The organism is Provencibacterium massiliense, from assembly GCF_900169495.1.
Lineage (GTDB): Bacteria > Bacillota > Clostridia > Oscillospirales > Ruminococcaceae > Harryflintia > Harryflintia acetispora.
Genome location: NZ_FWCH01000009.1, coordinates 137897 through 161216 on the forward strand (window position 1 = coordinate 137897; position 23320 = coordinate 161216).

At 61.6% G+C, this 23320-nt stretch carries 21 protein-coding genes; 16 read left to right on the forward strand and 5 right to left on the reverse strand.

What is annotated here, in order from left to right:
• Positions 1-230 precede the first annotated feature (230 nt).
• The 4 genes from B5477_RS02170 (at position 231) to B5477_RS02185 (ending at position 3741) form a co-directional block, all read left to right on the forward strand.
• Positions 231-656, forward strand: coding sequence for a bis(5'-nucleosyl)-tetraphosphatase (locus tag B5477_RS02170; RefSeq protein ID WP_079698179.1), 426 nt, complete (start codon positions 231-233; stop codon positions 654-656).
• Between the two features lie 9 nt (positions 657-665).
• A complete protein-coding gene (locus B5477_RS02175) occupies positions 666-2036 on the forward strand; it encodes a TrkH family potassium uptake protein (protein ID WP_079698180.1) in 1371 nt (456 codons plus the stop codon).
• Between the two features lie 45 nt (positions 2037-2081).
• Positions 2082-3179 (forward strand): redox-regulated ATPase YchF, encoded by a 1098-nt coding sequence (gene ychF, locus B5477_RS02180; RefSeq protein ID WP_079698181.1) that lies wholly within the window; start codon positions 2082-2084, stop codon positions 3177-3179.
• Positions 3180-3243: 64 nt separating this feature from the next.
• Entirely contained in the window at positions 3244-3741 is a 498-nt protein-coding gene (locus B5477_RS02185; protein ID WP_079698182.1) for a flavin reductase, read from the forward strand.
• An 89-nt stretch (positions 3742-3830) separates the two neighbouring features.
• Here B5477_RS02185 and B5477_RS02190 read toward each other — a convergent pair whose 3' ends face one another.
• The gene (locus B5477_RS02190; protein WP_079698248.1) at positions 3831-4607 is read right to left on the reverse strand and encodes a helix-turn-helix transcriptional regulator; all 777 of its coding nucleotides are present in this window, start codon (positions 4605-4607) and stop codon (positions 3831-3833) included.
• 210 nt (positions 4608-4817) lie between these two features.
• Here B5477_RS02190 and B5477_RS02195 point away from each other — a divergent pair, with 210 nt between their 5' ends.
• The 4 genes from B5477_RS02195 to B5477_RS02210 all read left to right on the forward strand — a co-directional run bounded on the left by B5477_RS02195 (position 4818) and on the right by B5477_RS02210 (position 9152).
• A complete protein-coding gene (locus tag B5477_RS02195) occupies positions 4818-5138 on the forward strand; it encodes a hypothetical protein (RefSeq protein ID WP_079698183.1) in 321 nt (106 codons plus the stop codon).
• Positions 5139-5364: 226 nt separating this feature from the next.
• Positions 5365-6057 carry a response regulator transcription factor gene (locus B5477_RS02200; RefSeq protein WP_079698184.1) on the forward strand — a complete coding sequence of 231 codons (693 nt, stop codon included), beginning with the start codon at positions 5365-5367 and terminating at the stop codon, positions 6055-6057.
• Between the two features lie 2 nt (positions 6058-6059).
• Positions 6060-7535 (forward strand): sensor histidine kinase, encoded by a 1476-nt coding sequence (locus tag B5477_RS02205; protein ID WP_079698185.1) that lies wholly within the window; start codon positions 6060-6062, stop codon positions 7533-7535.
• Between the two features lie 60 nt (positions 7536-7595).
• Entirely contained in the window at positions 7596-9152 is a 1557-nt protein-coding gene (locus B5477_RS02210; RefSeq protein WP_079698186.1) for a S1C family serine protease, read from the forward strand.
• 128 nt (positions 9153-9280) lie between these two features.
• On the opposite strand, the gene B5477_RS02215 is transcribed toward B5477_RS02210, so the two are convergent.
• Together B5477_RS02215 and B5477_RS02220 are read right to left on the reverse strand one after the other, a co-directional pair.
• Entirely contained in the window at positions 9281-10183 is a 903-nt protein-coding gene (locus B5477_RS02215; RefSeq protein WP_079698187.1) for an acetamidase/formamidase family protein, read from the reverse strand.
• Positions 10184-10207: 24 nt separating this feature from the next.
• On the reverse strand, positions 10208-11692 hold the full coding sequence (locus B5477_RS02220; RefSeq protein WP_079698188.1) for a Na+/H+ antiporter NhaC family protein: 1485 nt from the start codon (positions 11690-11692) through the stop codon (positions 10208-10210).
• Positions 11693-11931: 239 nt separating this feature from the next.
• On the opposite strand from B5477_RS02220, the gene B5477_RS14990 reads away from it, so the two are divergent.
• From B5477_RS14990 to B5477_RS02240, 3 genes are all read left to right on the forward strand, one after another.
• Positions 11932-12585 (forward strand): immunoglobulin-like domain-containing protein, encoded by a 654-nt coding sequence (locus tag B5477_RS14990; RefSeq protein ID WP_159448896.1) that lies wholly within the window; start codon positions 11932-11934, stop codon positions 12583-12585.
• A 29-nt stretch (positions 12586-12614) separates the two neighbouring features.
• Positions 12615-14012, forward strand: coding sequence for a Sapep family Mn(2+)-dependent dipeptidase (locus tag B5477_RS02235; RefSeq protein WP_079698190.1), 1398 nt, complete (start codon positions 12615-12617; stop codon positions 14010-14012).
• 138 nt (positions 14013-14150) lie between these two features.
• Entirely contained in the window at positions 14151-17522 is a 3372-nt protein-coding gene (locus tag B5477_RS02240; RefSeq protein WP_159448897.1) for a diguanylate cyclase domain-containing protein, read from the forward strand.
• 83 nt (positions 17523-17605) lie between these two features.
• On the opposite strand, the gene B5477_RS02245 is transcribed toward B5477_RS02240, so the two are convergent.
• Positions 17606-18475 carry a CPBP family intramembrane glutamic endopeptidase gene (locus tag B5477_RS02245; protein WP_079698192.1) on the reverse strand — a complete coding sequence of 290 codons (870 nt, stop codon included), beginning with the start codon at positions 18473-18475 and terminating at the stop codon, positions 17606-17608.
• Positions 18476-18544: 69 nt separating this feature from the next.
• The gene (locus B5477_RS02250) at positions 18545-19432 is read right to left on the reverse strand and encodes a LysR family transcriptional regulator (RefSeq protein WP_079698193.1); all 888 of its coding nucleotides are present in this window, start codon (positions 19430-19432) and stop codon (positions 18545-18547) included.
• A gap of 248 nt (positions 19433-19680) precedes the next feature.
• On the opposite strand from B5477_RS02250, the gene B5477_RS02255 reads away from it, so the two are divergent.
• From B5477_RS02255 to B5477_RS02275, 5 genes are all read left to right on the forward strand, one after another.
• Positions 19681-20988, forward strand: a complete 1308-nt coding sequence (locus tag B5477_RS02255; protein ID WP_200806034.1) for a cation:proton antiporter — start codon at positions 19681-19683, stop codon at positions 20986-20988.
• A gap of 148 nt (positions 20989-21136) precedes the next feature.
• The gene (locus B5477_RS02260; protein ID WP_079698195.1) at positions 21137-21331 is read left to right on the forward strand and encodes a DUF1858 domain-containing protein; all 195 of its coding nucleotides are present in this window, start codon (positions 21137-21139) and stop codon (positions 21329-21331) included.
• Entirely contained in the window at positions 21331-22065 is a 735-nt protein-coding gene (locus B5477_RS02265; RefSeq protein WP_079698196.1) for a class I SAM-dependent methyltransferase, read from the forward strand. Before B5477_RS02260 ends, B5477_RS02265 begins: the two co-directional genes overlap by 1 nt.
• The gene (locus B5477_RS02270; RefSeq protein ID WP_159448898.1) at positions 22043-22810 is read left to right on the forward strand and encodes a Nif3-like dinuclear metal center hexameric protein; all 768 of its coding nucleotides are present in this window, start codon (positions 22043-22045) and stop codon (positions 22808-22810) included. The genes B5477_RS02265 and B5477_RS02270 overlap by 23 nt, the downstream gene beginning before the upstream one ends.
• A gap of 176 nt (positions 22811-22986) precedes the next feature.
• The gene (locus B5477_RS02275; RefSeq protein WP_079698198.1) at positions 22987-23292 is read left to right on the forward strand and encodes a hypothetical protein; all 306 of its coding nucleotides are present in this window, start codon (positions 22987-22989) and stop codon (positions 23290-23292) included.
• Positions 23293-23320 lie beyond the last annotated feature (28 nt).

Consider the following 23320-nt stretch of genomic DNA (forward strand, 5'->3'; position numbering starts at 1 on the left):
GGGAAATTACAACCGGATAACTTGTAAATATTTCATATGCAGTCTATGAATAAAGCATGTTGCCCCGCCGCGCCCGGAAAGTGCCGCATAAAAGCGGGTATCCTAATAGACAAAGCGTAAAAAGCTCTTTTAATCTTATCCAAAACATGGTATGATTCTATATTATGGCGGTCCGCGCGCCAAGGGGCGGACCGAAAACGAATGAAGGCTGCTAAAAGGGGCAAGCGAAGATGAAACAGGAAAAATCATGCGGCGCCATCGTGTACCGCAACTTGCAGGGCGCTACCCAGCTCCTGCTGATAAAGCACCGCTTCTCCGGGCACTGGTCCTTCCCGAAGGGCCACGTCGAGCCGGGGGAGCACGAAAACGAGACCGCCCTGCGGGAGGTCAAGGAAGAGACCGGGCTGGACATCCAGCTGGTGGATGGATTTCGGGAGAGCGTGGAGTACTGCCCCTCGCCCGACGTAAAAAAGCAGGTGGTCTATTTTCTCGCCACCCAGTGCGGCGGAACCCTGCAGCGGCAGGAGAGCGAGGTCAGCGAGGTGTGCTGGCTGGACCTCGAGCGCGCGCAGCGGGAGGTCACCTTCAACAACGACAAGATGCTCATCCGCAAGGTGAGCTCCTTTTTGGGCAAAGCCCAGAATAAAAGAGGGTAAGGAAACGACATGAAGGACAAGGCGCAGCGGCGCAAGAGCATTATGGCCCTTTCGCCGCGGGTCATCATATTCAGCTTTTCGGGGATCATCCTCGCGGGCACCCTGCTGCTCATCCTGCCCTTTTCCAGCAGGACCGGAGCCTATACCCCCTTTTGGGATGCCCTCTTCACCGCCACCAGCGCCACCTGTGTGACCGGGCTGGTGGTCTACGACACCTATCAATATTTTTCCCCCATCGGGCAGGGGATCATCCTCTGCCTGATCCAGATCGGGGGGCTCGGGCTGCTGACCTTCACCACCTTTTTCAACATCCTGGTGGGCAAGAAGCTGGGGCTGCGCGGCATGCAGGTGGCGAGCGACGCCATCAACGCCGACACCTTCGAGGGGCTGCAAAAGCTCATCCAGACGGTGGTCGCCGTCGCGCTGATCGTCGAGGCGATCGGCGCGCTGATGCTCTGTGCCACCTTTATCCCGCGCTATGGGCGGGAGGGGGTCTGGATCTCGGTCTTCCTCGCGGTCTCGGCCTTCTGCAACGCCGGGTTCGACATCCTGGGGCGGGAGGGGACCTTCGCTTCGCTTAGCCACTACAACGGCAACTTCACCGTGATGTTCACCATCATGGCGCTGATCATAATCGGAGGCCTCGGCTTCGTGGTCTGGCGCGACCTGCTGGAGTACCGGCGCACCCGGCATCTCAAGCTGCACACCAAGGTGGTGCTCGGCATGACCGCCGGGCTGATCATTGCCGGCTTTTTCCTCTTCCTGCTTTTGGAGTGGAACAACCCGCGCACGCTGGGGGACATGGAGTTCGGCAACCGGCTCTCGGCCGCCCTCTTCCAGTCGGTCACCACTCGTACGGCGGGCTTCAACTCGATCGACATTGCGGGGATGGAGGACATCACCAAGCTGGGCGCCTGCCTTTTGATGTTTATCGGCGCGGCGCCGGGCTCGACGGCGGGCGGCATCAAGGTGACCACCCTGGCGGTGATCATCATGACGGTGATCGCGGTCATCCGGGACAAGGACGACCCGATGGTCCTGCACCGCCGGGTATCCAAAACGGTGGTCTTCAAGGCGATCGCCGTGATGGCGCTGAGCTTTATGGCGGTGGTGGTCGCCTTCGCGGTCATCCTCTTCACTTCCCACCTGCGCGGCACCGGGGTGAGCAGTATAGACGCGCTCTTCGAGTCGGTGTCGGCCTTCGCCACGGTGGGGCTTTCGGCCGGGGTGACGGGGATCGCGAGCATCCCCTCCAAGATCGCCCTGAGCCTCACGATGTTCATCGGCCGGGTGGGGCCTGTCACCTTTGTGCTGTCCCTTGCCCTGCGCCCGAGCAAGAACCGCAAGGAAGTCATCCCCGAGGGGAAAATATATCTTTAAAGCAGGACCTCCCGTGTTTGGGGAGGCGCGGAAAGGACGTTTCATATGAAGCTGGGAGTAGTCGGGCTGCCGAACGTCGGCAAGTCCACCTTATTTAACGCCATCACCAACGCCGGCGCGGGGAGCGCCAATTACCCGTTCTGCACCATCGAGCCGAACGTCGGGATGGTCAGCGTGCCGGACAAGCGGCTGGATAAGCTCGCCGAGATGTACGAGCCGGAAAAATTTACCCCCGCGACCATCGAGCTGGTGGACATCGCGGGACTGGTCAAGGGCGCCTCGAAGGGCGAGGGCCTGGGCAACAAGTTTTTATCGAACATCCGCGAGGTGGACGCGATCATCCATGTGGTGCGCTGCTTCGAGGATGGCGAGATCGTGCATGTGGACGGCTCGATCGGCCCGAAGCGGGACATCGAGACGATCAACCTCGAGCTGATTTTCTCGGACATCGACATCCTCGAACGGCGGATCGACAGGAGCGCCAAGGCCGCCAAGGGGGACAAGAAATTCCTGCAGGAGGTCGAGCTGCTGGGAAGGCTCAAAACCTTCCTCGAGGAGGGCAACAGCGCGCGGGGCTTCGTCTGCGAGAGCGACGAGGAGCGCGCGATCCTCTCAGGCCTCCCGCTGCTTTCGGCAAAGCCGGTGATCTACGCGGCCAACCTCAGCGAACAGGATTTTGGCGGCGGGCTCGACGGGAATCCCTTTTATCAGGAGGTCTGTGCGCTCGCGCAGGACGAGGGCGCCCAGGTCATGCCGATCTGCGCCAAGCTCGAGGAGGAGCTGGTGGACATGTCGCCCGAGGACAAGATGCTCTTTTTGCAGGAGCTCGGGCTCCAGGAGTCGAGCCTGGACCGGCTGATCCGGGCCAGCTACAGCCTGCTCGGACTGATCTCCTACCTCACCGCGGGCAAGCCGGAGGTGCGCGCCTGGACCATCAAGAAGGGCACCAAGGCGCCCCAGGCGGCGGGGAAGATCCATTCCGACTTTGAAAAGGGCTTTATCCGCGCCGAGGTGATCTCCTTCGACGATCTGATGGCCTGCGGCACCATGGCCGCCGCCAAGGAGAAGGGGCTGCTTCGCCTGGAGGGCAAGGACTACGTCATGCAGGACGGGGACATCGTGCTCTTCCGCTTCAACGTGTAATCATAAGCGGAGCGCGCGAATATACATAGGTGGGACTAAGGCGCAATCGGAAAGGAGCTTTTTTATGGCATTTCAGGCGATTTCTCCCAAGGAGATCGGGGAGAACCTCATCCATCTGCTGGACGACCGTTGGGCGCTGCTCACCGCAGGGGACCGGCAGGAGTATAACACCATGACGGTCAGCTGGGGCGGCGCGGGCGAGCTGTGGAACCGCGAGGTCTGCTTCGTCTTTGTGCGCCCGAAGCGGTACACCTATCAGTTCATTGAGAAATACGACGGCTTTTCACTCGCTTTCTTTCCCGAGAGTGAGCACAGCCACCTGGCGCTGTGCGGCTCCAAGTCGGGGCGGGAGATTGATAAGGCCGCGCAGTGCGGCTTCACGCTCGCCCACGAGGGCGATGTGCCCTATTTCGAGCAGGCCGAGCTGGTAATCGTCTGCAAAAAGATCTACAAGCAGGACATCGACCCCAAGTGCTTCCTCGATCCCACCATCGAGAAGAACTATAACGGCGACTACCACCGGATGTACGTCGGACAGATCGAGAAGGTCTTAAAGAAGTAAAAAATCGCAAAGCGTAAGCGAAGCAATAAAAAGTTTGCGGGCAGCAGATTCCATCTGCTGCCCGCAAGCTGTCTTGATCCGTATGCCTTTTATTTGGCGATCAGGCCGGCCAGCGCCTTGGCCGCGAAGCCGAGGTGCCGGGGCGCGGCCTCGGTGAAGAGTCTGAGCGCCTCGGCATAGGAAAGCTCGCCGGGCTGGGCGGTATACGCGCCGCGCGCGACCTCGCCGACGGCGACGGGGGCGCTGGCATAGCCGCCGACCGCAAGGTGGGAGGCGACGGCCCGCCCGCCGGCCGCCACCTGCCCCACCGCCAGGCCACCCATGGCAAGAAGCCCGACGGCGCAGCCCCCGAGGGCGACCGCCCCAACGGCGAGCCCACCCAGTGCCAAGCCCCCGAGCGCGAGGCCGCCGAAGGCAAGCAACCCCAGCGCGCAGCCGCCAATGCTGATTATTCCGATACCGAGCCCCCCGAGGGCAATCCCCCCGCAGGCGACGTTGCCGATCGCCACGATCCCCTTGGCGACATGCAGCCCGCGCCCGAGGTTGATGTGCACCAACGGCAACCCGAAGAGGCGGCGCCGGCTCTTATATTCGTACCGGCCACATCCATATCCCAAGCAGGCGGACGGCGGGCTCTGCGCCGCACTCCCCTGCTCCATGCAGGATGATGGTTCCCGCCCGGCCAGCTCGTCGAGGGTGACGCCGTAGAGGGAAGCCAGCGCGGCGAGCTTGTCGAGCTCGGGGCGCGAGCGGTCCGCCTCCCACTTCGATACCGCCTGGCGGGAGACCCCGATCCGTTCGGCCACCTGCTCCTGCGAGAGGCCCTGCGCCCGGCGCAGCCGGGATAGCGTATTCCCAAGTTCCATGTTGATGACCATTCCTTTCCCGGGGCCTGTCCCCTTTGTTTCAGAGAGTCCTGCTGTGTCCTTTTAAAGATACTAAATTTTTCTCCCGAACGCCACCAACCGCCGCAAACAATTTGTCAACCGCCGGTTGCATATCCCCTGTAAATACTTTTGGCAGCAGCCTATGGACGGTTTTTCGCCGGCGGTGTAAAATGGCGTGGGGGTGGTCGCGTGTATCTTGACAACCAAATTGGGACGTATGTGTTTCTCGCCCTCTGCGCGCTGAGCGCAATCGGGATTTGCGTGGCGGTCTACCGGTACTTCTGGGGAAAGACCGTCTTCTGCCGCGCCACCCTGGTCGACAAGTACGAAGCCCACTATCAATCGGTGGGCAGCACGGGAGGACATATGGGCGCACAGTATGTGCTCGTCTTCGATCTCGAGGGTAAAATCAAAAAATTTACGGTCAGCGTCTGGCTCTACGATTCGGTACAGAAGGGGGAGACCTGCCGGATCACCTGCCGGAACGGACGGCTGATCAGCATAGACTGAGCGGGGCGGCGTTTACCGAATAAACGAAAAGCGTTAAAAGAATTTTCACCACTGGCTGACAATTTAAGGTATAATATCATTATACCATGCCTGTACGGCCTAATGGGCCATTCACGCAGGCGGCCATTCAGATTTGTGCAACGACAACGACCGAGCGGCATCCCCTCCCGCGAAACGGCAGGCGGGAACGGGGTTTCATGTAAAAAGTAAAGGAGTGTAGAGGAATATGTCAATGGGTAAGATTCTGGTCGCGGACGACGACAGCAACATCGCGGAGCTGCTTCGCCTCTATCTGGAAAAGGAAGGGTACACCGTGGCCATCGCCAGCGACGGCGAGCGGGCGCTGGAAAAGTTTTCGGAGGAGAACCCGGACATCGTCCTGCTGGACATCATGATGCCCAAGCTCGACGGCTGGCAGGTCTGCCGGGAAATCCGCAAAAAGAGCAACTGCCCGATCATCATGATCACCGCCAAGGGCGAGACCTTCGACAAGGTGCTCGGCCTCGAGCTCGGGGCGGACGACTACGTGGTCAAGCCCTTTGACGCCAAGGAGATCGTGGCGCGGATCAAGGCGGTCATGCGCCGCACCGGCAAGAGCACCGACGCGCCGGACGTCAAGGAGGTCTCCTACGACAAGCTGGTGGTCAACATGACCAAATACGAGCTCAAGGTGGACGGCAAGGTGGTCGATACCCCGCCCAAGGAGCTCGAGCTGCTCTACCACCTGGCGAGCAACCCCAACCGGGTCTATACCCGCGACCAGCTGCTCGACGAGGTGTGGGGGTTTGAATACTACGGCGACTCCCGCACGGTGGACGTGCACGTCAAGCGCCTGCGTGAAAAGCTCGAGGGGGTCTCGGACCAGTGGGCGCTCAAGACGGTGTGGGGCGTCGGCTACAAGTTTGAAGTAAAGGAATAACCATGCAAAAAAGCCTGTTCACAAAATATTTCGCGGTCTGCGCCACCATCATCCTGCTGGTGTCGGCCGCCTTCGGGCTGGTTCTGATGGTGCTGACGGCGCAGTACTTTAAGCAGGATAAAATGGACCTGCTGGAGAACAACGCCCGGCACGCCGCGGCCCTGGCTTTGGTGGACTACCAGTCGCACAACTTCGAGGGGATCGACAAATCGACGGTGACCGACTACTTCTCCCTGCTTTCCAAGTCGATCAATTCGGAAATCTTCCTCGTCGACATGAGCGGCAAGACCCTGCTTTGCACCCACCGTTCGCCCTGCAACCACACCGCCTACCTGGTGCCGGAAAGCATCGTCGACACGGCGGCGGGCGGCACCTATGAGGAGCTGGGAAAGCTCGGCGGGATCTATACCGAAAACTATTATACCGTCGGCGTGCCGATGACCTCGGGCGACAAGGTGTATGGGATCGTCTTTGCCTCCACCCCGGCGACCGCCTTCAGTGCGCTGCTGGCCCAGACCTTCCGCATGTTCATCCTCAGCGCCGTCGTCGTCATGCTGATCACCTCGGTCATCATCTACTTTGTCACCAAGCGCCTGGTGCGTCCGCTGCGCGAGATGCTCGACGCCACCCAGAGCTTTGCCAAGGGCGACTTCTCGGTGCGCGTGCCGGTCGAGCGGTACGACGAGATCGGCAAGCTGGCGATGGCCTTCAACAACATGGCCACCAACCTCGCCTCCCAGGAGACCATGCGCCGCTCCTTTGTGGCCAACGTCTCGCATGAGCTCAAAACACCGATGACCACCATCGCCGGCTTCATCGACGGCATACTCGACGGGACCATCCCGCCCGAGAAGCGGGACAAATACCTCGGGATCGTCTCGCAGGAGGTCAAGCGCCTCTCGCGGCTGGTGCGCTCGATGCTGGGCATCGCGCGGATCGAGGCGGGCGAGATGAAGCTGGTGCGCACCGACTTTGACATCAATGACATCGTCTGCCAGACGGTTTTCACCTTTGAGCAGCAGATCGAGCAAAAGCGCCTCGAGGTGCGCGGGCTGGACGCGGGCAAGTTCATGGTCAACGCCGACGTGGACCTGGTCCACCAGGTGGTCTATAACCTGGTGGAGAACGCGGTCAAGTTCGCCGACGAGGGCGGCTACATCGAGGCCAACTACACGCAGGAGGACGGCCGGGTCTTCGTCGGGATCCGCAATTCGGGCGAAGGACTCTCCAAGGAGGAGATGCCCAAGGTGTTCGACCGCTTCTACAAGACCGACCGCTCCCGCAGCCTGGATAAAAACGGCGTCGGGCTGGGGCTGCACATCGTGCGCTCCATCATAAATCTGCACGGCGGAGAGATAATAGTAAAAAGCGTGCAGGGCGAATTCTGCGAATTCCGCTTCTCCCTGCCCGCGGCGCAGAAAAGCACGCAGAGCCTGTTCCGCAAGATCGAGAAGAACAAGCCGCCTCTCAAGGATTGATACCGGAAATCCTATCACTTGGCAATACCACAATCTAAGCGGTAAGCTGGAGGGAAAGACATGAACGACTATAACAACCAAAACACAGGCAACGGGGAGGGGAACAATCCCTACCGCCCCAACTGGCAGACGCCCAACTCTCCCCCGAACAACGACTACAAGGCCGGTTACTACCCGCCGCAGGGGCCCGGCTCCTATCAGGGGGGCGGCAACCACTACGGAAATGACTACCAGAGCAGTCCCCCCAAGGAGCCGCAGGAGCCCTATAAATACGACTTCAGCGACTACGACAGCCAGGATAAGAGCCCGGACAAGAAACCCAAGCGCCCGGGCAAGCGCGGGCTGGCGGTCTTCTTCTCGATCGTCGGGGTGGTGGTCGCCGTTTCGCTGGTGGTCTTCGCCGGATACGGCGTCTATGCCATGATGGGCGGCGAGGTCGGGATCATCGGCGGGGAGGACGTCAGCTCCTCCTCGGCGGCCGAGCCCAAGAATCCAAACGCGCCCCAGCTGAGCATCGCCTCCTCGCCGGAGCTGGGCGGCGAGAGCGCCCTGGACGGGGGCCTCACCAACGAGGCGATCGCCGCGTCGGTCTCCCCCTCGGTGGTGCGCATCACCAACTGGCAGAGCCAGCTCGGCGTGGTTGGCGAAGGATCGGGGATCGTTATGGATAAGGACGGCTACATTGTGACCAACGCCCACGTGGTCGAGGACTACACCGGGCTGCAGGTCACCCTGCCCAACGACGAATCCTACAATGCGGTGGCCATCGGCACCGACACCGCGACCGACCTCGCGGTGATCAAGATCGAGGCCGATCCCATGCCCGAGCTGACCGTGGCCGAGTTCGGCGACAGCGACAAGCTGGCGGTGGGCGAGCGGGTGATCGCCATCGGCAACGCGGGCGGCTCCGAGTTTTCCGGCTCGGTCACCAGCGGGATCGTCTCGGCGCTCAACCGCCAGATCGACACCAGTACCACCCGCCTGCGGGTCATCCAGACCGACGCGGCCATCAACCCCGGCAACTCGGGCGGGGCGCTGGTCAACAAGTATGGCCAGGTGGTCGGGATCAACTCCGCCAAGTTCATCAAGGAGGGGTATGAGGGCCTGGGCTTCGCCATCCCGATCAATTCGGCCAAGCCGATCGTGGACGATCTGCTCAAGAATGGCCGGGTCACCGGCCGGCCCCGCCTGGGGATCAAGGGCGGGGACATCACCAGCGTGATCGCCCAGTTCATGGGGCTGCCGGGGAACATCACCGGCGTGCAGGTGGTCTCGGTCGACACGGCCTGCGACATCGCCAAGCAGGGCGTGGTGCCCGGCGATGTGCTGATCAGCATGGCCGGCGAGCCGATCGAGTCGATGAACGACCTGAAGAACCGGCTGTTTGAATACAAGCCCGGCGACAAGGTGGAGTTCGAGGTCTACCGCCCGGCCACCTCCCGCGGAGGCAAGGGCAAGACCTTCACCATCACCGTGACCCTCGACGAGGACACCGGGGAGGAAAGCTTCGGCGAGGAGAGCTCCTCCAGCCAGAGCGATCCGCAGTACGGCTACGGCGACTACGGCGGGTACGGCGGCTATGGCGACGATTATCCCTACCCCTTCCCGTTTTATTGATGATTCTTTGGAAGGCCGGTGGCCTCCCTGAAAAGGGCCCGCCCCGCGCAAGCTGTCGGCATTGCGCGGGGCGGGCCCTTTTAAAAAGAGAGGAATCTTTTAAAGTTTAAGTGTTGGCAGATGCTTCATTATCCGATGAGCCGCGGCTTGGAGGCCAGCTTGGGGACGCCCACCCGGAAGGTGTCGCCCTCCTCGTCGGTCTCGTTTTCGTCCAGGACGGCCTGGTTGGCCTCCAGCCTGGCCTGGGCGGAGAGGTACATGGTGGTGTCGGTGGCGTCCCAGCCATAGGCGTTCATCACCAGCCGCTGCAGCTCCTCATAGCCGCGCTGGATGGCCACGTCGCAGGTCCGGCCGTTGGTGTTCACGAACCAGAAATCCTTTGTCTCGGTGACGGGCCAGTTGAGCGTGAAGCCCTTGATGAGACGCACCCTAACGATAATCTTGGCAGGGATTTCGATTCCGGTCTCGCAGACCTCGCCGTCCCCCATGGTGGCGTGGACGTCGCCCATGGCCAGCAGGGCGCCGGGCACCTGCACGGGGAAGTAGACCGTCGCCCCGGCGCGGATGAGGCGGCTGTCCATATTGCCGCCGCCGGGGAAGGAGTAACCGGAGGGGACCGGCTCGCCGGCCGGCGCGGTGCCAATGACGCCGATCATGGGATCGACGGGCCACTTCACATCGTTGAAATGGGCGTAGCCGTCCTTGATGTCGATCATCTTGGTGCGCAGCTCGCAGGTGGACCAGAGGGCGCCGAAGCCCTCGATGGTCAGGATCACGCCCTGGTCGGCAATGTCGACGTCCAGCACGTCGACCGCCAGCACGTCGCCCGGCTCGGCCCCTTCGATAAACAGGGGCCCGGTTGCGGGGTTGGTGTGGGTGAAGTCGATGTTCTCCTCATGGTCCGCCTCACTTTTGATCTGCCCCTCGAAGCAGTCGTGGGAGATGAACTGGACCACGTCCCCGCTGCAGGCATGGGCCTCGGGGGGATTGTCCTTGGAAAAGCTGTAAACGAACTTTTTGAGTGTCAGCATGGTATTGCCTCCGTTAAAAGTTATTTAGAAAATGAATCCGCAGACCAGGTACAACACCGCCGAGATTCCCGCGAAGATCAGGGAATAGGGCAGGCAATTTTTCGCGTGATAGGCGGATGGGAGCCCTGTGGAGCTGGCGGTCAGGGAGGTGAAGTCGCACACGTAGCAGAAGTTGTTGCCGAAGGCGCCGGCAGAGATCATCGCCGCCGCGCACATATAGGGGTTGGCCCCGATCTGAACGGCCAGGGGCAGGATGACCGGGAAGGCGATGAGCAGCAGGTTCCAGTTGAGGCTCATGGCCGCCTCGCTGCAGCAGAAGATGACAAACAGCAGGAACGGCAGCAGATGGGGATTCGCGAACTGGCCGGCGATGCTCACCAGGTATTCCGTATAACCGATCTCCTCCAGCACGCCGCCCAGGATGTAGCTGAAAAGGATCAGGATGTCCAGATAGACGAACTCCTGCGTCCCTTCCACGATGCAGTTCTCAATATCCTGGGTGCGGATGATCCCCCGCAGCATATAGTACGCACAGAGGACCGGGAGGATGATCAGCATGGCGGGGACCAGGTCCCAGTCATAGAGGTAGGAGATGATGATCAGCGCCACGATGGGGGCGAAGAAGTCGAACAGGTTGCCCTTGCGCTTCTTCGGAGAGGTCTCCTCCTCTTCCTCGTCCTCGATGGCGTCGACCTCGCCATAGACGCTAGGATCCGGATGCTTCATCCCGCCGATGCGCGGCAGGATCCCCAAAGCAAACAGCAGCGAGCCGATGATGGCAACCCAGCAGTAAAAGCTGAAGGGCACCGTCTTGATGAAGGACATCAGCCCCTCGCCGTAGGAGCTCGCAAATCCGTCCACCACGAAGATTCCCGCCATGAAGGCCGTCCAGCCCGTGAAGGGGAACAGGGCGCGGATGGGCTCGCCCGTGGTCTGGATGATGAAAGCGCCCTCCTCGCGGGGCACCTTCTCCCGGTCGTAGATGGGGGTCATGACGCCGCCCAGCACCGTGATGTGCATGTAATCGTCGAAGAACATCGGGAACTGCATGAGCCAGGTCCAGAGGTTCAGGTGCTTGGCACCCTTGGCCTTCCTGCGGATGATGTCGCCGAAGGCCCGGGTGGCGCCGGTCGCGCTCAGGAGCTTTACCATGATGTTGAGCAGCGCACAGTTTAAAATGAGCCAGACGAAGTCGTCGTTCTCCATAAAGGCATAGATCATTTCCTGGGTGCCGTCCACGAGGTTGCTGTTGGCGTAGAGCAGCACAATTCCCATGAGGGCGCCGAAGATCAGCGTCTCCAGGATGCGCCTGGATAAGAATGCATAATAGAGTAAAAACAAAAGCAGCACTGTACCCATGGCAGCGCTGATTTCCTGCGAGGTCCTGGCAATGACGAAGCATACGATCAGCATGACGACCGCCACGCCATAGGTCATGACCTTGTGCAGCAGCGAGTTCTGATCGTTTAAAACCGACAAGAACCCTTCCTTCCCTTTTTCACCGCTCATAAAAAACGACCTTTCTTTTCCTCTCTTTTTGTCGCTTATCCCGCCTCGCGCAGAGCGAGACAAACACACCGATACAACTATATTCCTTTTGTCATAACAAGTCAAGTTTTGGAAGCGCGGGTCTCATGATAAGACATTTTGCGCCGCCCCTCCCCTGTAGCCTTTTCCCAGCTTTCCCTTGCAGGAAACGGGCGGATGTATTATGATAGAACTATCCTCTTTGGAAAGGATGCATTTTCGTGAAGAGAGTATTTTCCTTGTTGCTGACGGCGGCATTGATCGGGTCGCTCGCCTTCGCGGCGGGCTGCGCGGCCAGGATCGAGCCGGTCTCCAGCCGCACGGTTGAGGACGACCTCGCCGGCGAGCCCGACGATTCCGGCAACGAGAGGCCCGCAGGGCCCGAGGCGCCGCAGGAGGCGGGCGAGACCTTCGGCGCGCCGCCGAGCAAGACCCACGACGGGGAGGGGGACGCCTCCGGCCCAAATGCGCCCTCTGTTGACGAGGCCCCCTCCGAGCCGGAGCAACCGTCCGGACCGTCACAGGCGGACGAAGAGGCTTCCCAGCCGCAGGACGGGGTAACGGCCGAAATGTACACCGAACAGGGACAGTACCCGCTCGGCACCGAGTCGGTTCGGGTCTTCATCCTCAACAAGGGCAGCGCCGAGCTTGGCTACGACGCTTACTACTCGCTCGAGCAGCAGCAGGGCGAAAGCTGGCAGGAGGTCCCGGCCGAGCTGTCCTTCGAGGATTGGGCGGGGATTCTGCCGGCGGGCAAGGAGACCAGCCTAGTGACCGACCTGTCCCTCTTTGCCGGGCAGCTGCAGGCCGGGCGCTACCGGATTGTCAAAAAGCTCGACGGGCAGGTGTTCTACGCCCCCTTCGAGCTGGTATAGTACGATCATATGAATGGAGGTTTTACAATATGGATCAGGAACTGATGGAACGGATCGACACATTTTTGGAGGCCAACCGCGGCGCGCTGGTGGAGGACCTCTTCGCGCTGGCGCGCATCCCGAGCGTGCGCGCCGGGGCGCTGGACGGCAAGCCCTTCGGCGAGGAGTGCGCGAGGGTGCTCGACTGCGCCATCGCCATGTGCGAGCGGGAGGGGCTCAAGACCAAGAACGACCAGTACTACTGCGGCAGCGCCAAGTACGGCGAGAGCGAGCATGAGATCGGCTTCGTGGCCCATCTGGACATCGTGCCCGCCGGGGACCGCGACGGCTGGGACACCGAGCCGTTCGAGCCGGTGCTCAAAAACGGCACCGCCTATGGCCGGGGCGTGCGGGACAACAAGAGCGGCATGGTGAGCGGCCTGTACGCCATCAAATGCATCAAAGACCTGGGGATTCCCTTAAAGCATTCCCTGCGCCTGATCATGGGCTGCGCCGAGGAGACCAGCATGGAGGACATCCCCTACTTCCTCACCCACAACAAGGCGCCCGACTTCTGCCTGGTCCCGGACACCCTCTTCCCGGTCTGCCACGGGGAGAAGGGCATCTACGGCGGCGACTTTTTGATGGACGCCGGGGAGGATTTCATCGAATTCAAAGGCGGATTTGCCACCAACGTGGTGCCGGACAAGGCGCACGCCATCGTCAAGGGGTCCTTCGACCTCGCCGCCCTGCAGGCGAAGGCGCCGAAAAACATCCAACTCAGCGCGCACCAGGACGGGCTGCTGGTGAAAGCCTCGGGCACCACCGCGCACGCGGCTCTGCCCGAGCAGTCGGTCAACGCCATCCGGGTGCTGGCGGACTATATCGCCACAAACCGGCTTGTCTCGGGCAAGAGCCTCGAAGCCGTGCGCTTTATCAGCGAGATGCTCTCGGACAACTACGGCGAGCACTTCGGGGTCGCCTTCGAGGACGAACCCTCGGGCAAGCTGACCTGTATCGGCGGCATGGCGGACCTCGAAGGCGGGAAGATCAAGCTCAACATCAACATCCGCTACAGCGTCACCCACCGCGGCGAGCTGATCACCGAAGGGCTGCAGCGCTGTGCGAAGGAGCATGGGGTGGAGTACGTTTTCGACTCCGACTCCAAGCCCAACTACATCCCCAAGGATCATCCGGCGGTGGTGCAGCTGACCAAGGTCTACGCCGAGGTCACCGGCACCGAGCTGCCCCCCTATGTGATGGGCGGCGGAACCTATGCCCGCCACCTGCCCAACGCGGTCGCCTTCGGGCCGGACGATCCCGAGGAGAAGCTGCCGCTCGGGCAGGGCAACTGCCACGAGCCCAACGAGTGCCAGTCGATCGACGGGCTCTTAAAGGCGGTAAAAATCTACATCTGTGCGCTGCTCGAGCTGGATAAGACCCTCTGAGCATATCGGCCGAAAGGACCGGGGAAGCCCCCGGTCCTTTTTTGATCCCGGCTCCGCCGCGTTTTTCCATTGAATTCAGCCGGGGCAGACGGTATAATGAAGGTATTCGTATGTAGTGCTACCGCCGCGGAGGGACCCATGAAGATCAAGCGCCTGATTCTGCTCCTGCTGCTCCTGTTTATCATCCTGCCCGCCGTATTGATCTGCGCCGTGGGTACGGTACGCTTTTGCCGCACCGCCGACGCCCTCACCGGGAACAATGTGCGCGCCGTAACCTCCCTTCAGGCCCAGAGCCTGGAGGACTTTTTCGCACAGCGCGCGGCGGACCTGCGGATCTTCTCCAAATTGCCGGACACCCTCGACCTGCTCGGGCAGCATGCAAAGGGGGAGCGCCGGGAGAATTACCCGGACCTGCTGCGGGAGAGCAATATCATCCTCACCACCCGGGTAAGGGACCAGAGCTTCGCGCTGCGCATGTCCCTGCTCGACAGCGAGGGGGTCGCCCTCGCCTCGAGCGACGAGGGCTTCATCGGCGAGCGCACCCTCCTGTCCCAGGAGGACTGGGTGCGCCTGAGCCAGGACCAGGTGGTGATTTCCGATCTGCGCACCACCCCGCGCTTTCAGGACGGCCTGCCCCATTTTTTCATCGCCTATCCCATCCTGGTCGACGGCTCGTTTGAGGGGGCGGCCATCACGGTGATGGACTGCAGCTATTTCAGCCGGATGATCGGGCAGGATTTCTCCTTTGAGACCGGCACGCTGACGGTGCTGGATCCCTCGGGGCAGGTGGCCGCCAGCGGCAACAGCCAGCTCAAGGGCTCGGTCTTCGAGCTCGGGGTGGAAAACGACCTCGGAATCCAGTGGCAGGCGATCGACCCCGCCGCCGCGCCGTCGGGGAGCCTTCGCTTTTCCATCGGCGGGGTAAAGAAGCTGGGGTATTACTCGACCGTCGCCGCCCCGGGGTGGACGGTGCTCGGCGCGGTGGACCTGTGGGAGCTTGAGGCGCCCGTCCGCCAGGCCCTGATCTCCACCGGCTGGGCGGTGGGCGCGCTGGCGCTCGCCTTCCTGGTGATGTACCTGGTGCTCAGCCGGCAGTTTTCCTACCCGCTCGTCCGGCTCAGCGAGTCGATCCGCCGCATGCGCCAGGGGGATTACTCCGACCGCTACGTCTACAACAAGCCCAACGAATTCGGGGAGATTTCCACGGCCCTGGGCGAGCTGATGGATGCGGTGCAGACCAAGCAGGCGCAGCTGACCGAGAGCAACCGCGATCTTGAGGCGCTCACCGCCAACATCCCGGGCGGGGTGCACCGCTGCCTTGCGGACGAATACGGCACCTTCGACTATGTCAGCGAGGGCTATCTCAAGCTGATCGGTTACACCCAAAGCCAGCTGGAACGGGTCTTTCACAACCAGTTTTACTATACCATCTATGAAAAGGACCGCGAGCAGACCATGCGGCGGCTGCGCGAGCAGCTCGAGGCCGGGGACGAGGCCGAGCTGGAATACCGGCTGGTGCGCCCGGACGGGGCTGTCATCTGGGTCTATGACAAGGGGCGCCGGGTGCGCGGCTCAAAGGGGGAGGACCTCATCTACTGCGTGCTGCTGGACGTGACCGGGTCCAAGAAGGCGCAGGAGGAGCTGCGCGCCAACGAGGAGAGGCTGCGGATCATCCTGGACCAGACCGAGGATATCATCTTTGAGTGGCACCTGCTGGAGGACTGCGTCACCTATTCGGCCAACTGGGAGCGCAAATTCGGCCGCCCGCCGGTCTATCACAATTTCGTGGAGGAAGCGCTCGCCCAAAAGGATGTGCATCCGGACGACGTGCCGGCCTTCGTCGAGCTGATGGGAGCCATACAGGAAGGGCGCCTCCCCTACGGCCAGGCCGAGCTGCGCCTGCGCCGGGGCGAAGGCGCGTCCGGACAGTACATCTGGTGCCGGCTGCGGGTCACCGCCCAGGCCGACCGGAGCGGCCAAGTCTACAAGGCAGTGGGGGTGATCGTCGACATCGACAGTGAGAAGCGCGCGGCGCTCAAGCTGCTCCAGAAGTCGCAGCGCGACCCGCTGACCAAGCTCTATAACCGCAGCACCGCCTATAAGCTGATCAGCGGCATTTTGGAACGCGAGCGCGGCCCCCACGCGCTGATGATCCTGGACATCGACGACTTCAAGTCGGTCAACGATTCTCTGGGCCACCTCTTCGGCGACGCGGTGCTCACCGACATCGCCGCGCGGCTGACCAAGCTGAGCCGGCCGGGCGAGATCGCCAGCCGGATCGGCGGGGACGAGTTCCTGCTCTTCCTGCCGGGGGCCGGCGGAGAGGAGGCGCAGGCGCAGGCCAAAGAGATCGAAGCGGCGCTGCGCCACACCTTCAAAACATCGTTCCAGGAGTACCGGCTCACGGCGAGCCTGGGGCTGGCCCTCGCGCCGGAGCACGGCAGCAGCTACACCGCGCTGTTCCAAAACGCCGACACCGCCCTCTACGCCGCCAAAAAACGGGGCAAGGGCTGCTGCTGCCTCTACAGCGAAGGGGTGCGCGCCGAGGCGCTGCACGGTGGACAGGGCGAAACCATCGGCCATGTGCAGACCGTGATGGAAACCCGGGGCGGCTGGAACGAGCGCCTCTCCGACCAGATTTTTAAAATCCTCTATGATTCCAAGGACACCGCCACCGCGGTCCGGCTGATCCTGGAGATCGTCGGGCGGTATTACGGCGTCTCCCGCGCCTATATCTTTGAAAACTCGCCCGACGACAGCGCCTGCTCGAACACCTATGAATGGTGCGCCGAGGGGGTCAGCCCCGCAAAGGATTCCCTGCAGGACATCCCCTATTCCACCGTGGGGGACTATCCCGCCAACTTCAACGAGGAGGGGGTCTTCTACTGCGGGGACATCCACGCCCTGCCTCCCGGACTCTATGAGCTGCTCGCGCCGCAGGGGATCAGCTCGATGCTCCAGTGCGCCATCCTGGACGACGGACGCTTCAAGGGGTACGTGGGCTTCGACGAGTGTGCCGCCGCGCGGCTCTGGACCAAGGAGGAGATCGACACGCTGACCCTGGTCGCGCAGATCGTGGGGATCTTCCTGCTCAAGCAGAGGGCCCAGGATAAGCTGGCCGCCGCCTACGAGCGGCAGCGCTCGGTGATGGACAGCATGGACAACTGGACCTACGTCATCAACCAGGAGACCTACGAGCTGCTCTACCTCAACCACAAGACTCAGCTCATCGCACCGAACGCCAAGGTCGGCGAGCGCTGCTACGAAGCCTTTTTCGGCGGGCGCAGCACCCCCTGCCGCCAGTGCCCCATGCGCGCGCTGCGCGAGGAGGCAAGCAACTGCACCATGGAAATCCACAACAAGGTGCTCGGCGTTTGGAGCGCGGCCACCGCCTCGCGGCTGGACTGGGAGGAAGGGGTGAAGGCGGTGCTGCTCTGCTGCAACGACATCACCAAATACAAGGAGCCAAAAGGGCCGGTATCCCGTGGAACAACGCCGGAGGCCGGCTGACCGGAGCATCGCTGCGAACAGCTTAAAAGGGGGTATCGGCCGGAAGACCGATATCCCCTTTTGTGTTCCTTTTCCCGCGCCTGTCATTGCGGGAGCGCAGAGGCCCCCTCGCCCTTTCGCAGGGCCTTGCTTTGCCGCAACAATAAGAAGGCTATCACGCACCAATAGCCAACAAGGGCGGGCAGGGAGGCCTCTATTCCGAAGGCGCCGCCCGTGAGCAGCCGTGAATCGGTGGCGATGGTATAGTTTAAGATCGACGTCCCGCTGTGGCTCGTGCCAATGTCCACAATGCCGCCGAGCATAACCAGGTTCCAAATGCCATGCACGACGATGCCCGGACAGACAGAACCGCTTTGATAGCAGATGAGGGAAAACATAATCCCCACGCTGGTCCCCGCGACCATCAATTGGACAAAGCCTGAAAAACCGGGGCTTATCCCGATCAAATGGAAGGCGGCAAACGCGACGGAAGGAATTAAAATTGCACAAACCCTGCCGCCCCTGGCTTCAATGATCCTCATGACAAAACCCCGGAAGACCATTTCTTCCGTTATGCTGGCGGTTATGCAGGTCGCGAGCACAGCAGTAACAACCCGCTGTAAAAGCTGAGCAGAATTCAACCTGTTAAAGGAGAACTCGCCGGGTACAAATACCACAAACCAAAGGCTTACCAAAACCGGAAGCAAAATGGCGCAGGCCCACCAGGCCGGGCTCGCTAAACTTAGCTTAATGCGGCAATCCGCCATACTTATATGAAGGATCTTTTTACAGTATAAAAACAGAAACCAATAAGTAAATACAATCTGGATGCCCGACGAGACAACGATCGAAACAACCGGCTGGGAAAATAAAGACGAAACCCCGGACAGCAGCTGGCAGCCGAGCCAGATGGCGAATCCGGCCAGTACGTGCAGGGCCGTCTTGCAAAGGCCGGGCTTCATGATAGCGTTCATTCCTGTTCTGTCTCCCTCTTCAAAAGATTTGACGGTACCAATCCATATTCGCGGCTCATTTTGCCGCGGCTATCTCAGGGAATTGAAAATCCGGCGGAAGTCCTCCAGTATCTCGGTGTGGGTGAAATCCTTGTGATAGACCATGTTGATCTCGCGGATCATGCTGCTGTTCTCGATCGGCACCACCGCCAGCCGCCCGGAATGCTCATCCTCGCGGCAGGCGCTGTGCGAGATGACCGAAATCCCCAAATCGGAAGCGATCAGCTCCTTGATGGTGGCGATGTTGTCGATCTCGATCATGATGTTGAAGTCCTTGATGTTCGCCCCGTGGTTTTGCAGATAGCTCTCGAAGAGCCGGCGCGTCCCCGCGCTGCGGGAACGCAGGATGAAATTCTCCTCCCGCAGCTCCTGCAGGCTCACGCTGCTGCGCCCGGCCAGCCGGTGCTTCGGGGAGACGGCCAGGCAGAGGTAGTCGGTGTCCAGCAGCACCGAAATCAGATTGGGGTCGCTAATCTTCCCGTCCACGATGGCGATGTCCGACTCGTAGGACTTGAGCCGGTCATAAATATTTTTTATGGTATCTGTAAAGATGTTGATGTGGACCTCGGGGTTCTGCAGGCAGTAGGTGGCGATCACCTGGGGGACCAGGTACTCCCCGGCGGTTGGGGTGATGTCCACCACAAAATGCCGGATGCGCGTGCGGCTGTCCTCGATGGCCTGCTTGCAGTTGTTGTAGATGGCCATGGTCCTTCTCGCATATTTCACCAAAATGGCCCCCTCGGGGGTCAATTTCAACTCTTTTTTATCCTTATAGAAGATCTGAATTCCGAACTCCTCTTCCAGCTGCCGGATATGGTGGCTCACCGCCGGCTGGGTCAGCGACAGGATCTGCGCCGCCTTGGTATAGCTTCCCGCGCTCACCAGGGTGAGAAGGGTGCGGGTTTTGTTGTCGATCATGCTAGGGCCTCCCCGTCTCGGACAAATTATCATTAGCAGATTTTATATTACGCTTATAAAATATAATTTGATTTTATCACGAAGGAGGCCTATAATCAAGACTATCAAAACATGATTTGTGGTTTCCTCCCCACTGCACAGCTCCTTTTCCCCTAAAAAAGGACGGACGCGCCCCACCGGGCCGTTCGTTTTTTGTTTGCAGCGAGGTGCGCACTCCACCGCCCAAATTTTGAAGGAGGCAGATCCTCTTGTCCGATATTCTTGTCAGCGCAGGCCCGAGCGCCTGTATCATCCTCTCCCTGGCGGTGATCCTCTTCGCGGGATTTCTCGCCACGCGGGTCACCAAAAAGCTCAAACTCCCCAACGTCACCGGGTACATCCTTTCCGGGGTGCTCATCGGGCCGTTCGTGCTGAAGATCGTGCCGCAGCAGGTGATCAGCGGGATGGACTTCGTCACCGACATCGCGCTGTCCTACATCGCCTTCGGGGTGGGGAAATACTTCAAGCTCTCCACCCTGCGCCGCAGCGGGGGGAAGGTATTCGTGGTCACCCTCTTCGAGTCGCTGGCCGCGGCGGTGGTCATTTCGCTGACCATGATCTTTATCTTCCGGCTTCCCGTCGCCTTTTCGCTGCTGCTGGGGGCCATCGGCTGCGCCACCGCACCGGCCTCGACCATCATGACCATCCGGCAGTACCACGCCAAGGGCGAGTTCGTCAACATGATTTTGCAGGTGGTCGCGCTGGACGACGCCGTCGCGCTGATCGCCTTCTCGGTCTGCGCGGCCATCGCGCGCAGTCTGACCAGCCCCGGCGGGCTGGACTTCGGGGTGGTGGTGCTGCCGGTGCTGCTCAACCTCCTGATGGTGGCCTTGGGCGCGGTGCTCGGGGTGGTGCTCCACCGGCTGATCAACGACCGGCGCTCCCGCGAGCACCGGCTGGTGCTGACCAACGCGGTCATCCTCAGCCTGACGGGGCTGTGCACCATGCTGGACATCTCCCCCCTGCTCGCCTGCATGGCGCTGGGCACCGCCTACATCAACCTGAGCGGCAACAAGGAGCTCTTCAAACAGATCAATCACTTCGAGCCCCCCGTGCTGCTGATGTTCTTCGTCCTCTCGGGCATGAAACTCAACGTCCCCTCCCTGGTGAGCGCCGGGGTGATCGGGGTGGTCTACTTCTTCGTGCGCATCCTCGGCAAATACCTGGGCGCTTCGCTCGGCTCGGCGCTCAGCGGCTGTTCGCCCGCCATCAAGCGTTACCTCGGCCTCGCGCTGATCCCCCAGGCCGGGGTGTCCATCGGCCTGGCGGCGCTCGGGCAGCGCATGCTCCCAGCCGAACAGGGGCTCATGCTCTCGACCATCATCCTCTCCTCGGCCGTGCTCTATGAGATGATCGGCCCGGCCTGCGCCAAGGCCTCGCTCTTCCTCTCCCATTCGGTGGAACCCGAGGAGCTCCCGGACCACCACAAAGGCAAGCCCAAAGCCGGGGCGGTGGATGAGGCGGCGGCCGAGCCCGGGCACGAGCTGCCCCAGACACTGGAAAAGGTGCACGCCTAGTTGGAATCGAAGCCGGGGAGGAATATCCTCCCCGGTTTTTCCTGCCCCTTGCGAAACAGGGCAAAACCCTATATACTGGTTCCAGGAGCCAGGATGTATATTGGAAATAGGATACCATCCCCCCTGCGGGAGTACAAGGAGGATCACCATGGCAATCATGAAAAGCGATATTGTGGGCGAGGTGCTGGACCGCTATCCCCAGACCGCCGCGCTCTTTTTGGAGATCGGGATGCACTGTCTGGGCTGCCCGTCGGCGCGGGGCGAGACCATCGAGGACGCCTGCCTGACCCACGAGGAGGACTGCGACGCCCTGCTCGCGCGGATCAATGGGCTGATCGGCTGATGGACCTGCTGCACAAGCTCGACGGGCGGCTGCTCACCGCCTGTGATTTGGTGCGCCCGGGCGCGCGGGTCGCCGACGTGGGAACCGATCACGGGTACCTGATCTGCCAGCTCGTCCTGAGCAAAAAGAGCCCCGGCGGGGTGGCCTGCGACATCCGGGAGGGCCCGCTCTCCAGCGCGCGCGAGCTGATCGCCCGGCTGGGGCTTCGGGAGCAAATCTCCGTGCGGCTCTGCGACGGGCTTCGCGGGGTGGCCCCGTCGGAGGCCGACGACATCGTGATCGCCGGGATGGGCGGGGAGCTGATCGCCGATATTATAGAAGCCGCCCCCTGGCTGCGCGACCCGCACTACCGGCTGGTGCTCCAGCCGATGACCAAGGTCCCCGAGCTGCGCCGTTATCTGGCGCGGTCGGGTTTCCCGGTATTGCGCGAGCAGGGCGCCCGGGCGGGGCGGTTTTCCTATACCGTTATATCCGCCGGGTATACCGGCGAATGCCGGGAGCTGAGCGAATTCGAAGCCTTCGCGGGAAAGCTGCCCGAGAGCGGGGACGCGCTCTCGAGCGCCTGGCTGCGCCGCGCCGCCGCGCGGCTGCGCGCCATCGGGGACAGCCTGGCGAAATCCGATACGGACCGTATAAAACAATCCGATTATTACAAATTATCTGATGAGCTCCTCGCCGCGGCCGGGGAGGAGCCGAAGGGAGGAGACCGCCTTGACGGTACGGGAAATTTATGAGGTGATCGACCGGCAGATCGCGCCCTTTTCGCTGGCCGAGAGCTGGGACAACAGCGGCCTGCTCGCCGGGGACCCCCAGGCGGCCGTCACCCGGGCGCTGGTCTGCCTGGACATTACCGGGGACACCATCGCCCAGGCGGCAGAGGCCGGGGCGCAGCTGATGATCAGCCATCACCCGGTGATCTTCGACCCGCTGCGCGCCGTGCTCAAGGGGCACCCGGTCCACACATTGATCCAGAGCGGGCTTTCGGCCATCTGCGCGCACACCAACCTGGACATCGCAGAGGGCGGAGTCAACGACTGCTTGGCAAAGGCGCTGGGGCTTCGCGATCTCGGGCCCTTTGAGGAGACCGGCGAGGGGGCCTCCCTCGGCCGGTGCGGAACCCTTCCCGAGGAGATGAGCGCCGGGGAGCTGGCGCAGCGCCTGCGCGAGGCCCTGGCCCCCTGCGGCGGGGTGCGGTATCTCGATTGCGGGAAAGCGATCCGGCGGGTGGCTGTCTGCGGCGGCGCGGGCGGCTCGCTGATGGAGAGGTCGGCGGCGCTCGGGGTGGACGCGCTGATCACCAGCGAGCTCAAGCAAAATATCTGGCTTTCGTGTAAAGCCGCCGGGCTTTCCGCCTTCGACGCCGGGCATTACGACACCGAGCGGGTGGTGCTCGGCCCCCTGCGCCGGCGGCTGGGGGAGCTGATCCCGGGAGTGGAATTCCTCGAAGCCGAGGACGAGGGGATCGTGCGGTATCTTTGAGCTCGGCCCCGAAAGTTGCATTTTAAAAGGGTTTGTGCTATAGTAGGTGAGCAAAATCCACAATTCATGAATGGGACGTTTCTAAGAGCGAAGTTTGGAAGTGAACTTTCAAACATGGAGTTTCATTTCGCATGGCAAAACCGGTATGAAACATCCAGAGAGGAAGTATCTTTAAAATGGAACTGCTTGGTAAAAAGCTGGGCTGGGGCACCTTCGCCTTTCTGCTGGTGGCGATGGGGCTCTGGATGGTCCTCGATTTCGGGGACGGCAGCGCCGGGGACGCGCTGGTGAGCGCCATGGGGCTGCGCCCATACGCGCAGGGCGGGCTGCACTATACCGCCTGCTATTCCCTTGTGTTTATCATCCCGGCCTTTCTGCTGGGACAAAAGTACCGCAGCCAGCTGCTGGCCCGCGCGGCAATGTTCGGCGCGGTGGCGGTGGGCTTTGGCGTAATCGTCTCGATTTTCGCCCTGGCACTGTGAAATCTTGCAAATCGGCAGAGCTTCTGCC

Bases quoted from the DNA above. Each gene is read 5' to 3' on its own strand.
- B5477_RS02170 (WP_079698179.1), top strand. From the start codon at position 231: ATGAAACAGGAAAAATCATGCGGCGCCATCGTGTACCGCAACTTGCAG.
- B5477_RS02175 (WP_079698180.1), top strand. From the start codon at position 666: ATGAAGGACAAGGCGCAGCGGCGCAAGAGCATTATGGCCCTTTCGCCG.
- ychF (WP_079698181.1), top strand. From the start codon at position 2,082: ATGAAGCTGGGAGTAGTCGGGCTGCCGAACGTCGGCAAGTCCACCTTA.
- B5477_RS02185 (WP_079698182.1), top strand. From the start codon at position 3,244: ATGGCATTTCAGGCGATTTCTCCCAAGGAGATCGGGGAGAACCTCATC.
- B5477_RS02190 (WP_079698248.1), bottom strand. From the start codon at position 4,607: ATGGAACTTGGGAATACGCTATCCCGGCTGCGCCGGGCGCAGGGCCTC.
- B5477_RS02200 (WP_079698184.1), top strand. From the start codon at position 5,365: ATGTCAATGGGTAAGATTCTGGTCGCGGACGACGACAGCAACATCGCG.
- B5477_RS02205 (WP_079698185.1), top strand. From the start codon at position 6,060: ATGCAAAAAAGCCTGTTCACAAAATATTTCGCGGTCTGCGCCACCATC.
- B5477_RS02210 (WP_079698186.1), top strand. From the start codon at position 7,596: ATGAACGACTATAACAACCAAAACACAGGCAACGGGGAGGGGAACAAT.
- B5477_RS02215 (WP_079698187.1), bottom strand. From the start codon at position 10,183: ATGCTGACACTCAAAAAGTTCGTTTACAGCTTTTCCAAGGACAATCCC.
- B5477_RS02220 (WP_079698188.1), bottom strand. From the start codon at position 11,692: ATGAGCGGTGAAAAAGGGAAGGAAGGGTTCTTGTCGGTTTTAAACGAT.
- B5477_RS02235 (WP_079698190.1), top strand. From the start codon at position 12,615: ATGGATCAGGAACTGATGGAACGGATCGACACATTTTTGGAGGCCAAC.
- B5477_RS02240 (WP_159448897.1), top strand. From the start codon at position 14,151: ATGAAGATCAAGCGCCTGATTCTGCTCCTGCTGCTCCTGTTTATCATC.
- B5477_RS02245 (WP_079698192.1), bottom strand. From the start codon at position 18,475: ATGAACGCTATCATGAAGCCCGGCCTTTGCAAGACGGCCCTGCACGTA.
- B5477_RS02250 (WP_079698193.1), bottom strand. From the start codon at position 19,432: ATGATCGACAACAAAACCCGCACCCTTCTCACCCTGGTGAGCGCGGGA.
- B5477_RS02260 (WP_079698195.1), top strand. From the start codon at position 21,137: ATGGCAATCATGAAAAGCGATATTGTGGGCGAGGTGCTGGACCGCTAT.
- B5477_RS02265 (WP_079698196.1), top strand. From the start codon at position 21,331: ATGGACCTGCTGCACAAGCTCGACGGGCGGCTGCTCACCGCCTGTGAT.
- B5477_RS02275 (WP_079698198.1), top strand. From the start codon at position 22,987: ATGGAACTGCTTGGTAAAAAGCTGGGCTGGGGCACCTTCGCCTTTCTG.